This is a genomic window from Massilia suwonensis, assembly GCF_042655665.1.
Taxonomy (GTDB): Bacteria; Pseudomonadota; Gammaproteobacteria; order Burkholderiales; family Burkholderiaceae_D; genus Telluria; species Telluria suwonensis.
In genome coordinates, this window is the sequence record NZ_JBHSMR010000013.1 from 1,961,675 (window position 1) to 1,973,510 (window position 11,836).

Below are 11,836 nucleotides of genomic sequence, written 5' to 3' on the forward strand. Positions count from 1 at the left end.
CTCGGGAGGCTTGACAGCCTACTCGAAGGAATAGAATACGCGGAACGGCACTTTCTTTTCGGCCCAGAATTCGGCCGCGTCGCGGAAGACGTCGAGCAGGGTTTCGCGCGCTTCCTTGTCGAATTTCTGGGTGTTTGGCAATTGCTCCAGTACGACGAGGAAGCCCGGCTGGCTACCTGCTTCAGAAACGGTATTGGTGAGACAGTTGCGCAGGGCGTCGAAGTTCTTGCTGCAGGGTTTGGTGAAATAGAAATTTTCGCCGATGCGGGCGCACACCTGCTGCTTGGTCAGCGTGTTCGCGCAGTGCGCGTACAGGAAATGGTGGCCCAGTCGCGCCGCTTCTTCCTGCAGTTCCGGCACACGGTAGGCGCGAATCGACTGCACAAGATTGGACGGCACTCTCATCAACATACTCATTTTTCCCTCAAGTCGACCTGGTGTGTGGTTCGAATCGCCAGGGCCGTTCACCATACGCGCCCGGTCGGTAACGCTGCTCTCCTAAATCGTTTCCACGCGCCAATAACCCTGAACCTGTAAGGGTAACGTTTTGTGGTAGCCGAAGCAACCCGAATGTGTCCTTACGCCCTAAATTCGAAAGAAAGTGGCGCTTTTGGGGCGGAATCGGGGCCGTTTCGCGTGTTTTTGCCATTCTGTCTGCCATGCCGAGGTATATGCATCGCTGTTACATTTTGTTGCCACACAGATCGTTTATGCGGGCGCAAGAGGATTAACATACATGGGTGGACGTGAATCCTTCCAATGCAGCACCAACGACGAGGTTCCTTATGAACATGCAAACCAAACTGATGATTTCCGCTCTGGGACTGTGCGCGCTGCCGCTCGCCCAGGCCGCCGAATTCGAGGATTTCGGCCGCGTGGTGCGCGTACAGCCACGCGTCGAGCAAATCCGCCAGCCGCGCCAGGAATGCCGCACGGAATACCAGCAAGTGCCGGTCCAGCAGCAGCGCGGCACGGGCGGCTCGGTGGTCGGCGGCATCGCCGGCGCCCTGCTCGGCAGCCAGGTCGGCAGCGGTAACGGTAAAGTCGCAGCGGCAGCGGCCGGCGCGATTGCCGGCGCCATGGTCGGCGACCGTGTCGAAAACAATGGCCGCCAGGATTACAACGGCGTCCAGGAACAGGCCGTGCGCCAGTGCCGCACCGTCGACGCCTTCGAACAGCGCACCACCGGCTACGACGTGACCTACGAATACCGCGGCCGGACCGAAACCGCCTTCATGCAGCGCGACCCGGGCAACCGCATCCGCCTGCGCGTGTCGGTCGAGCCGGACCAGTATTAATTTGTAAGCTTGCCATCGGCGGGGAGAACGCCCCCTCCTTCTCCACGCCGACCTCTTCCCGTTGCGCTTGCGCAGCGGGAACCCCATCTCTGATAATAGGACGATTCAACCAGGTCGCCCTATGCTCATCAAACGCAAGTCCATCGAACAAGCCGAATCCTCGCGCCGTCCCGCGCGCAAACCCAAATTCGCCCCCGTGACGCTGTCCGAACAGGACGGGGTGCGCTATCTCCATTTCGGCACCGAATGGGTGCAGGGCGCCATGCGCATCCGCAAGCCCGACTGGCCGGAACTCGAATACGCGCAGCAGATGATGGCCTGGATGCTGTACATCGAGTCCCCTCGTCAGATCGCACAACTCGGCCTGGGTTCGGCCACGCTCACCAAATATTGCTATCGCCAGTTTCCGGAAGCACAGGTGACGGCCGTCGAACTCAATCCTTCGGTCATCGCCATCTGCGACACGATGTTCAAGCTGCCGCCGTGCGACGAGCGCCTGCAGATCCTGGAAATGGACGCACTCGACTTCGTCGAAGACCCGGCCAACCATGGGCTCTACGACGTGCTGCAATGTGATCTGTACGACGCCACCGCGCGCGGCCCCGTGCTCGATACGCCCGAATTCTATGCTGCCTGCAACGACTGCCTGAGCGAGCAAGGCATCATGACGGTCAACCTGTTCGGCGACCATCCGAGCTACAACAAGAACATCAAGGCGATGAGATTCGCCTTCGACCACGTGATCTGCCTGCCCGAGGTGCACGACGGGAACGTCGTTGCCCTGTGCTTCAAGACCAAGCCCGCGCTCGACGATGCCACGCTGGCCGCCCGCGCAGCCGCCATTGTCGCGGCAACGAAACTGCCGGCGAAATCGTGGGTCAAGGGCATCCAGGCCGCGCGATAAATTAAACGACGAGGGAACATGAACGCCAACGCACCCCAGCCCGCTTCCCTCCCCCGCAGCCCGGCACGCCCGCGCCGGCTCGACCTGCAAACCATTTTTTCGTGGCTGCTGGCCGACGGCATCGTCGAAAAAGATAAAGTAAAGGCGCACTTCGCCCAGGCCCAGGGCATCCTCAAGAATGCGGCCGGCTCGATGCACCCGCTGACCAGCGTTGCCCAGTGCAAGCTGGTTTCGCACCAGCCGCCGCACCGCCTGCTGACGCTGGACGTCTTGAGCGAATGGTGCGCCGCCAAGGTCGGCCTGCCCTTCATCCGCATCGATCCATTAAAAATCGATTTCACCAAGGTGGCCGACGTGATGTCGGCCAGCTACGCGGCACGCTTTAATATCCTGCCGGTCGACATCAGCGCGACGACGCTGACGGTGGCGACGGCCGACCCGTTTTCCACTGAATGGGAGGCCGAGATCGCCAAGGTCGCGCGCCGCCGCATCGAACTGGTGCTGGCCAATCCGCTCGACATCGCGCAATACATTTCCCAGTTCTTCAGCCTGGCGAAATCGATCCGCGACGCGAGCAAGACCAATGCCCAGGACCTGGCGCTACGCAACAACTTCGAGCAGCTGGTCGAACTGGGCAAGGCGAATAAACAGTTCGACGCCAACGACCAGCACATCGTCAACATCGTCGACTGGCTGTGGGGCTACGCCTTTGAACAACGCGCGTCGGACATCCACCTGGAACCGAAGCGCGAGATCGCCGTCATCCGCTTCCGCATCGACGGCGTGCTGCACCAGGTGTACCAGGTGCCGGCGGCCGTGATGCTGGCGATGACGGCGCGCATCAAGCTGCTGGGCCGCATGGACGTTATCGAAAAGCGCCGCCCGCAGGACGGCCGCATCAAGACCCGCACCACTAGCGGCCAGGAAGTCGAGCTGCGTTTATCGACCATGCCGACCGCCTTCGGCGAAAAGCTGGTGATGCGTATCTTCGATCCCGAAGTCGTCGTCAAGACCCTGCCGGAACTCGGCTTTCCGCCCGACGACGCCGCGCGCTGGGATGCGCTGACGAACCGTCCGCACGGCATCATCCTCGTCACCGGCCCGACCGGCTCGGGCAAGACGACGACGCTGTACACGACCTTGAAAGCGCTGGCGACGAACGAAGTCAACGTCTGCACGGTCGAGGACCCGATCGAGATGGTCGAAGCATCGTTCAACCAGATGCAGGTCCAGCCCGGCATCGACCTCTCCTTCGCCGACGGCGTGCGCGCGCTGATGCGGCAAGATCCAGACATCATCATGGTCGGCGAGATCCGCGACCTCGCCACCGCCGAAATGGCGATCCAGGCCGCGCTGACGGGCCACTTGGTGCTGTCCACCCTGCACACCAACGACGCCCCTTCGGCCGTAATGCGCCTGCTCGAACTGGGCGTGCCCGACTACTTACTGGAAGCGACCCTGATCGGCGTGATGGCCCAACGCCTGGTGCGCACCCTGTGCCCGGACTGCAAGGCGCCCGATGGCGAGCTGAGCGACGACGTCTGGCAAAGCCTTGGCGGAAGCTGGAACTTGCCGAAGCCGGCGACGGTCTATCGTCCAATCGGCTGTCCTGAATGCCGCCAGACGGGTTACCGTGGGCGTACCGGACTGTATGAATTGCTGACGGTGTCCGAGGCGTTTACCCGGCTGATCGGCGAGTCGGTCGACCTGACTGGCTTGCGTCAGCAGAGCGTGCAGGATGGCATGAAGCCGCTGCGGATTGCAGGGGCGATGAAGATTATCGAGGGTGCGACGACGGCCGAGGAAGTGCTAAAGGTGACGGCGGCGCTGTCGGCTGCTTAGGTTTCGGTTAGTTGGCACTAGCGCAAACGCGAATCGCCAGCTATAATGCTGCCTCTTTCGGGTCGTTAGCTCAGCTGGTAGAGCAGCGGACTTTTAATCCGTTGGTCGCAGGTTCGAATCCCGCACGGCCTACCACGAATTTAGTAGCAGCAATGAAGGCGCCATGAGTGATCATGGCGCCTTTTTTGTTTTGTTGCGTCTGCGTTAGATTTCTTAGGTACACAGCATATCCGCTTTGCAGTGGATCCTCCACTCTACAACACGAACATGGCTTAGTTCGCCTTAGACTACCACTAGTGGTATCGTCATAGTGTCTAAACAATATGACTTCGAAGTTTATGCCTTAGAAGATTTACAATCATCTTTCGCTTTTGAATTCCAAGTGCTTAAGATCGGTTGAGATGCTAGCCGTCGGGTAACCCTCGATTTCTGGATAATTCATAAATTGAAGTGACAATTTTTTGTCAATCACAAAGAGCCTCCCCAAGATGCCGCTTGATAAATCTTGATCCATAATTTCGATCGATTCACTACAGCTTCCTATCAATATTTTTGATAAAACTTTAGGCGCCATTCGATGCTGAATATTTAGGAAATTTAAAAATATCTCTGCTCCAGCTCCGCATTGTCCTTTACCATCCCCACCACTAGTTCTGATTGATGAGATGTAGGCAAGAATCCCAATATCTTTGTAAACTTGAAGCTTATCAGGAAGAAATCCGATAAATGTGTCGGCCCCAACGATTACCGGATCGTATCTCTTCGGAATTTTCTGAAGCGTCACCTCTTTATTTTTATTTTTAACAACGATACTTGTCGTTTTCTTATTGTAATATATTCGATAATTCAGGCCATTTAAACAGCCTTCATCAAAGACACTAACTTTGTCTCCAGCGCGTTGATCTTTGCAGCCCAACCCAGCAACTGCCGCATCTGCCGCTAAAGCATTGGTAGTAATTACAATGAGCAATAAAAGTACGGTCTGTATCAAAGTTCTCATTTTTTTGATTCCTGTTCCTTTATATGTTCAGCATAGCAACGCCCCGTATATTTTGGTTTGCCGCCCTCACCTTTTTGGAGTTCCCTCAAGGACTTATTTTTATTAGCATCGCTGCTCATATCCCATCCTGAATTTGACTGTTCTGGATCGCATAGAACCTTCTCGTTCTTAATCCACTTTTCTCCATTAGGATCCCATACTAAATAGTGGTAATTTGCACCGTTGTAGTGAACCAAGGTTTCCATATCTAAATCTTCAGTGGTGTAGTTGCCATGCTTATCTAGGTATTTTTTAGCCAATATCCTTTTCTCTTTGATCACAGTTGTGACGATATAGCGTATGTGTTCCTTCCAATTCCAAACTTGCTCAAAGGATGGCACTGGGTTAGTAGCTTGTCCTAAACCATAGCCATTATCGAAGGAGACCAAAGGTTCCCCATCCGAATAAAATTGGAAAAACTTTGATTCTTGCTTGAATATTTTTCTTGCCAATTCAGCCTCGTGCGATTGAGCAGAGCTAAATTGAGCAAGCTCCGCTTTTACTCTAGCCTCACCAGGCTCAGTTCCAAGGATTTCAACTCGTCTTACAAACTTTTTAGACGCCGCCTCCACTCGAACAGTTAGTTCGCCACCAACAATTTTATTGTCCAAGTTGGCTTTCCATTGCTTAGAATCGGAAATGAACTGACCATTCATTGAGTATAATTTTACTTTATTCTGCTTATACCTTTTCCTATCTCGCCGCTGAGGACAGGCTAGTGCGCTCCACTTTATTTGCCAAAACCAATGATAGGGACCTGATACATCCGTTTTTATTTCAAAGCATACATCTGGAAATGCGGCGTCCGCGTCGATCTTATAAGTAGAACCGGCGGCAGGCGATATCCACTCTCCGGAATCCAGCTTTACCTCGCATTTCACCAATGAACCTTTTATCTTATTTGTAGATCCAGCGCAGTCGGATTTGGCAGTGATTTTGCTTAAGCTTTTACCGCCTGCCTCACCTAACTTCTCGCCCTTAACTTTTTCATTCATCGTCGACCCTTCCTTCCAGGTCGAACGCGACTACTTCAATTTTAAGTTTTGCAGGGCCAATAGTAAAAATCCTCTCTGTAAAACCATTTGCGTTCGTCGTACCTTCAAAAACTTCTCCCGTCGATGCGGTAATTCTGTAATCAACGCCCCGCATTTCAACACCGTTTTCGCAATCAATAAGATGAAATTGCTCATCAAATTTACCTAATCCGTTAGAGCAATCTTGACGAGGACCCGGCGCTACATCAGGCACATCCTCATTTTCTGCCACTATACTCTGAATAGAAATACCGTTCATTTTCCAGATCCACGTTTAATAGGTTTGCAACTATTAATCACTCGAAAATTGCCACAATCATGCTTGATCGAAGTAAAACTGTTGATATTTCCAATATTGAGAATTTACTAGAACTAGGAATTTGCGGGATACTATCAATCGGGGAAGTCTTGCATGGCTTCATAAAAAGTTATGCGCCCTTGCTTCACACTGTTGATTAGATAACGGATTTCAGGATCTTCCCTCATCCGCTCGCGATAAATAAGCGCGATACAACAATAGTTCAAGATATCTCGCATAGAACCCAATCCAATTGATCGCGCATCGCCCAATGCTTTCCGCACCAAAGAATAACGCTGGTCGCATCGAACTTTCTCAATAATATGAAAATTTTTTAGCTCGATGTGACAGAGAATATGATCAGGCACGCTGGCCTCAACAAGATCGTCGACTTGTTGCTGATCGAGTATGAAAGGGCATATAAAACTTGGTGAATAACTATCTTCAGAAGCGATCATCTGTAGCTCTCCGGCCCTATTCCAATACCACCATACTGAAGAATTGAAGATAAGAGTAGCTCGCTGTGTCTTGTTCAGCACGGGTCCTTTGACATGCAAGGTAAGATCATCTGAGTTTCCAACAAGTGTTCCCAGAATCGCCGGGTCCCAATAACTAAGAAACATATCGCTGCCGTCGGGCAGTATCACATTTTTGACGATCGCTAAGCGTTCGAAGATTTCTTCAAAAGACAACAGTGAAGCCACAACAATCACAGATGGTTTCCGTTTCGCATTCAAAGAGATCCACTGCCACGTTTTGCTGTACTCCATCGGGGAGCACATTTCTACCAAGTGCGGAGTGTGCTCAGCTAGTTTGGTCCCTGGAGCCGCCTCAAATAGAGACCTAGCATTGTTGCCCGGTTGAACAAGAGCATTAGGAAGAGTGCACTCTTGAGCGCTGTCCGCAATGACATACCATTTATAAGATGAAACCTGGCTGGCCAATTTCTGAAATGAAACAATATCGAAATTTGGGCTTTGCATTAGGAGCCTTTATTTATAAATGCAGATCGTTGTTTAGCACGTTTTGCCAAACATTCAATACAAACACCTTGCGGAAAAGCCGGGAGTTTATAATTGATTTTCTTAGGAGGCAGAAAACTCTTCTTCCCCGCATGCACCTTGATCTTCCCCGGACACTGCACCGTAATATTCCCGCCCTCGATCGTGACGTTCGCCCCACCAGCCGTCGATAAACTGATCCGCCTCGCCGCCGCCCAATCGATATGCGCGTTCGCGCTGATCACGTTGATCTCGTCGCGCGCCTGCACTTTTAGTTCGTCGGCCTGCGCCTGAATATCGATCGCATCCTTCGCCGTGATCAGCTGTAGTCCAAGCCCGCCCTCGCCGGCTTTCACGGCACCGCTCAGCATGCCGATCGCTTGCCCGGAGTGGACCAGCATCTGCCCGCCGGTGACGAATTGCGTGTCCTGCCCGCTCATGACGGTCACGGTTTCGCCATTCGCCAATTGAAGGCTTTGCCCGGCATTTGCAGCGAAGCCGTTTTGCGCGGCAATGGCGATAAGGGGATCGCTGAAATGCGGTAGTCCGGCATCGGCGGCGCCGAAGCTGTCCTTGCCTGACGTACCGGATGCGCTGGCAAGCATGGCCTTGAGCGGCGCGGATTTATCGTCGAGGGCACTGGAGCTGGCCTTGGCGGCGCCGAGGTGTGCGGCGAGCGCTACCGTCTGATGGGTCTGCGCGGCAGTGCTGAAAGTGCCGGCCAACTGCGTTGCCTGCTTCAGCAAGGTAAGCGCGGCGTTAAGCTCACCGGCTGCGTCGCGGGCGCCGACGCTGTGCTGGATCTTGTAGCTCGTGATGAGCAGGCCCGCACCCGCCCTGACGGCGCCGTAGGCGTCGGTCCGCAGTTCGGCGCCGAGTCCGCGGAAGCTGCCGCGGTAATTGTCGGCGGCGTGGATCAGGTGGCCGAGGTTGAGCTCGGTCGAGGCGTGGGTGCAGCGCAACTGGATGCGGCCCTGCCCGTCCGTGTCGTCGAACAGTAATTGGGTGTAGCCCGCGCCGCCGAATTCTTTGCTGCGGATACCCCACTGGGCGGCGCCGTTGCGGTGGCCGGCATTGTCAGCCGAAGCGCCGTGCCAGACGGGGCTGTTGCCGCCGGCCAGGTTGCCTTGTCCGGATGGCGCGTGATCATGCGCCTGGCCGAAAGGCGATGCGGGGTCGGACGTACGCTGGCCGCCTGGCGTCGGTGCGATGCCTCCTTCTCCCTGGCCGTTGTACAGGGCCCCGACGATGATGGGTCGATCGATGTCGTTTTCGAGAAATTGCACCAGTACTTCCTGGCCGATGCGCGGCAGGAACTGGCTGCCCATGCCGCCGCCGGCCGAGCGCTGCGCCACGCGCACCCAGCAGCTGGCTTGCTCGCTGTCCTGCCAGTGGTAGCGGATGCGCACCCGGGCCAGGCGGTCGCAGTACAGTTCGTCGGCGCCATTCGGCTGATCGTTGCCGTCGGCGCCGATGACGATCGCGCTCTGGGCGCCGCGCGCAGTGGGCTGGATGCACTGGCGGCTGTCCGGACGCCAGGGCAGCTCGGCGGGCATGGCGTCGAAACAGTTGGCGTAACCGGTCGCGCGCGCCTGGGCGATGGCGGGCGCGAAGTTGGGAAAACCGTCACGCGCAAGCGCTTCTTCCAGCAGTTCCGGAATCGGTCCGAACAGTTCGGCGAGCGCGTGCCGGGCGGCGGGCGGCATGTTGTTGACGCCGACGCTCGCCACGCGCAACACCGTGAACGCGGCGTCTTCCGCAAAGCGGCCGAGCGGCGTGTCGCTGACTGTGAGCCGCGTGCCGGCACGCAGGGTGCGCACGGTCGAGCGGCCCTCCCACAGAGCGGCGCGCGCTTCCTGTTCCTGCATCCGCAGGTCGGCGTAGCGCCGTGCCTGTTCGCGGTTGGCGTAAGCATACTGGCCGGGCGCATCGTAGGATTCGAGGAGGGGCAAGTTCTTGCCTTGCGTCAGCCGGGCGGGCGAGTTCGCGGCGACGGCGCCCTTGGCCTTGTAGTCGTAGCTGAGGACCGTGGTGAGCGAGGCGTGCAGGCGGCGCCGTGCGACCAGGGCCTGGACCGTATCGCTGGCCTCGACCGAGCGCACGCCGTGGTAGCGGACCGGGCTGCTGGGGTCATCGGGCACGGCGCCGAGGCTGGTGCTGTCGGCAAACAGGACCAGGCCCAGGCCATCCGCTTCCTGCTCGCAGCGCCAGCCGAGGCCCTCTTCCGCCAGCAGGCGCTGGACGAAGTCGAGGTCGGTTTCGCGGTACTGGCAGCAATAGCTGCGCGGCAGTGACTGCTCCATGAAGGCGCAGGTTTCCTCGCTCCAGCGCCAGCGCGCGAGCGGTCGATAGGCGGAAAAGACGGCGTCGACAATCTCGATCACGTTGCGGTCTTGCCATACGCGGCTGTTGCGCACCTGTCCCAGCCGCCATATCCACGGGACGATGCGCAAGCGGTAGCGCGCCAGGCCGCCGTCGCTGCCCAGCATAGCCACTTCATTGATGTCACCCGTAAAACGCGCGCGGCTGCCGTCGGCGAGACTGATGTCCAGCGCGGCCGTTTGCCCGAGCAGGGCCGCCTGGTCGAGGTGGGCACTGGTCGACAGGACAATGACATCGCGCCAGCCCGGCTCCTGCACGGCCTCGACGGCGGCGAAGGCCTCGACCAGCATGCCGCCTGAACCGCACGATGGATCCAGGACCGACAGTTCGTACAGCCTGGTGCTGCTCGAAAACTCTTGCAAGACGTCGGTGACCTGCCAAACCAGCGCGCTAGTCATGGATGAACGGGCTCCTTATGCATGGACAATGATGGGGTGGGCCGAATAGAAAGGGCGTTGCCACGATACAAGTACCGTCACGACAAGCGCTTGCGCCCGATCATGGCGTTCGCCAACTGAAGCATTTCGACAACATGTGCGGATGCACGCCGGGTGCAGTGCCGAACAGAGCCAGGCAGAAATGCCTGCTAAGGTCATGCCAACCATGACAACGCGAGGTCTTCCGTGAAATTCCTGCATCGCATCAGTTCCATCGGCTACGTCATCGTCGCCCTGCTCTTCTTCGTCTGCAGCTTTGCGCTGATCGTGCTTGCCGGGATGGAGATCTGGGCCGCGCTGACACCCTCCGGCGAGCAGACCGTGCAGGAGCGCTTCAAGCTCATCCTGGAATGCGTGGGCTTGCTGACCATTGCCGTGGCCGCGCTCGAACTCGGGCAGACCGTGCTGGAAGAAGAGGTGCAGCGGGCCGTGCATGTCAGCGCGCCGACCCGGGTGCGGCGTTTCCTGTCGCGCTTCCTGATCGTGGTGGTGGTGTCGCTCGGCGTCGAATGCCTGATCGGCGTGTTCCAGTTCCTGCATACGCAGCCCGAACTGCTGCCGCACGTGGCCTCGATTGGCGTGGCGGCGGCCGTGCTCCTGATCAGCTGGGGCATGTTCATCCGGTCGAATGTGGATGCCGAGAAGCTCGAACCGGAAGCCATGAAAGAAGCCCAGGAGGAAGACAAGCACGTCGAGACCTGAGGCTTTTTGCGCGCATGCGCAGGAAGTACTTGGACATTTGCAAGAGTCCGGCTATAATCTTGCCTTCTTCGGGTCGTTAGCTCAGCTGGTAGAGCAGCGGACTTTTAATCCGTTGGTCGCAGGTTCGAATCCCGCACGGCCTACCAAAGATTCAGCGAAAACGCCAACCTTCACCGGTTGGCGTTTTTGTTTATGCGCCTCCATATTGCGCCATGCCCCAGACCATCCTCGCTCCCGTCCACCACGAACTGCTCATCAAGAAGAGCCGCTTCATCGCTTGCGTGCAGCCGATGACGGACCGGGCCAGTGCGCAGGCCGTAGTGGCAAGCCTGCGCGCCGAGCATCCGCAGGCGGCCCACGTGTGCTGGGCACTGTTGGCGGGCGGCCAGTCCGCCGCGGTCGACGATGGCGAGCCAAGCGGCACCGCCGGACGGCCGATGCTCGACGTGCTGCGCCACCAGGACCTGGAAGGCGTGCTCGCGACCGTGGTGCGCTACTTCGGCGGCGTCAAGCTCGGTGCCGGCGGCCTGGTGCGGGCGTATACCGACAGCGTGGCCCAGGCGCTATTGCAAGCCGAGAAAATCGCGATCGTGCGTCATACCCTGCTCCGCTGCAGCGCGCCCTACGCCCAGGAAGGCATGATCCGGCGCGAACTCGAGGCGATGAACGCCACCCTGCTCGAGGTCAGCCACGGCGAGGCCGTCGTCTTTTCCTTCAGCCTGGCCGAAGCCGGCGCCCTGGCCCTGGTCGCGCGCCTGAACGAAGCCGGCCATGGCCGCATTGCCTGGATCGACGACGACGCCGGTTGAGCCGGCCGCCCCTCGCTATCAGGGCTCCGAATACCTGACATCACAAGTAGAAAGCGGACTGCGCGTGCGTGGCGGGCTATAGTGGCCGGT

General features: G+C 57.5%; 11 protein-coding genes and 2 tRNA genes. 7 read left to right on the forward strand and 6 right to left on the reverse strand.

The window, feature by feature from the left end:
* Nucleotides 1-18: 18 nt before the first annotated feature.
* Nucleotides 19-417: a barstar family protein gene (locus ACFPQ5_RS16955; protein ID WP_379758206.1), complete on the reverse strand. Its 399-nt coding sequence runs from the start codon at nt 415-417 to the stop codon at nt 19-21.
* 368 nt (nt 418-785) lie between these two features.
* Here ACFPQ5_RS16955 and ACFPQ5_RS16960 point away from each other — a divergent pair, with 368 nt between their 5' ends.
* From ACFPQ5_RS16960 to ACFPQ5_RS16975, 4 genes are all read left to right on the forward strand, one after another.
* Complete coding sequence (locus tag ACFPQ5_RS16960) at nt 786-1,298, forward strand: glycine zipper 2TM domain-containing protein (RefSeq protein WP_136218992.1); 513 nt, start codon at nt 786-788, stop codon at nt 1,296-1,298.
* A gap of 121 nt (nt 1,299-1,419) precedes the next feature.
* Nucleotides 1,420-2,202 carry a spermine/spermidine synthase domain-containing protein gene (locus ACFPQ5_RS16965; RefSeq protein WP_379758209.1) on the forward strand — a complete coding sequence of 261 codons (783 nt, stop codon included), beginning with the start codon at nt 1,420-1,422 and terminating at the stop codon, nt 2,200-2,202.
* Nucleotides 2,203-2,220: 18 nt separating this feature from the next.
* Nucleotides 2,221-4,044 carry a type IV pilus assembly ATPase TfpB gene (tfpB, locus tag ACFPQ5_RS16970; protein WP_379758212.1) on the forward strand — a complete coding sequence of 608 codons (1,824 nt, stop codon included), beginning with the start codon at nt 2,221-2,223 and terminating at the stop codon, nt 4,042-4,044.
* Nucleotides 4,045-4,103: 59 nt separating this feature from the next.
* Nucleotides 4,104-4,179, forward strand: a tRNA-Lys gene (locus tag ACFPQ5_RS16975).
* A 223-nt stretch (nt 4,180-4,402) separates the two neighbouring features.
* On the opposite strand, the gene ACFPQ5_RS16980 is transcribed toward ACFPQ5_RS16975, so the two are convergent.
* The 5 genes from ACFPQ5_RS16980 to ACFPQ5_RS17000 all read right to left on the reverse strand — a co-directional run bounded on the left by ACFPQ5_RS16980 (nt 4,403) and on the right by ACFPQ5_RS17000 (nt 10,196).
* Nucleotides 4,403-5,044: a hypothetical protein gene (locus ACFPQ5_RS16980; protein ID WP_379758215.1), complete on the reverse strand. Its 642-nt coding sequence runs from the start codon at nt 5,042-5,044 to the stop codon at nt 4,403-4,405.
* Nucleotides 5,041-6,078 carry a hypothetical protein gene (locus tag ACFPQ5_RS16985; protein WP_379758218.1) on the reverse strand — a complete coding sequence of 346 codons (1,038 nt, stop codon included), beginning with the start codon at nt 6,076-6,078 and terminating at the stop codon, nt 5,041-5,043. The genes ACFPQ5_RS16980 and ACFPQ5_RS16985 overlap by 4 nt, the downstream gene beginning before the upstream one ends.
* The gene (locus tag ACFPQ5_RS16990; protein ID WP_379758221.1) at nt 6,071-6,376 is read right to left on the reverse strand and encodes a hypothetical protein; all 306 of its coding nucleotides are present in this window, start codon (nt 6,374-6,376) and stop codon (nt 6,071-6,073) included. Before ACFPQ5_RS16990 ends, ACFPQ5_RS16985 begins: the two co-directional genes overlap by 8 nt.
* Before the next feature lie 134 nt (nt 6,377-6,510).
* Nucleotides 6,511-7,398, reverse strand: coding sequence for a DUF4123 domain-containing protein (locus tag ACFPQ5_RS16995; protein WP_379758224.1), 888 nt, complete (start codon nt 7,396-7,398; stop codon nt 6,511-6,513).
* Nucleotides 7,398-10,196: a type VI secretion system Vgr family protein gene (locus ACFPQ5_RS17000; protein ID WP_379758228.1), complete on the reverse strand. Its 2,799-nt coding sequence runs from the start codon at nt 10,194-10,196 to the stop codon at nt 7,398-7,400. The genes ACFPQ5_RS16995 and ACFPQ5_RS17000 overlap by 1 nt, the downstream gene beginning before the upstream one ends.
* 225 nt (nt 10,197-10,421) lie before the next feature.
* Between ACFPQ5_RS17000 and ACFPQ5_RS17005 the strand changes: the two genes are divergently transcribed.
* The 3 genes from ACFPQ5_RS17005 (at nt 10,422) to ACFPQ5_RS17015 (ending at nt 11,746) form a co-directional block, all read left to right on the forward strand.
* Complete coding sequence (locus ACFPQ5_RS17005; protein ID WP_379758231.1) at nt 10,422-10,937, forward strand: hypothetical protein; 516 nt, start codon at nt 10,422-10,424, stop codon at nt 10,935-10,937.
* Between the two features lie 70 nt (nt 10,938-11,007).
* Nucleotides 11,008-11,083: transfer RNA gene (locus ACFPQ5_RS17010), tRNA-Lys, on the forward strand.
* A gap of 66 nt (nt 11,084-11,149) precedes the next feature.
* Nucleotides 11,150-11,746 carry an IMPACT family protein gene (locus ACFPQ5_RS17015; protein WP_379758234.1) on the forward strand — a complete coding sequence of 199 codons (597 nt, stop codon included), beginning with the start codon at nt 11,150-11,152 and terminating at the stop codon, nt 11,744-11,746.
* Nucleotides 11,747-11,836: the final 90 nt, after the last annotated feature.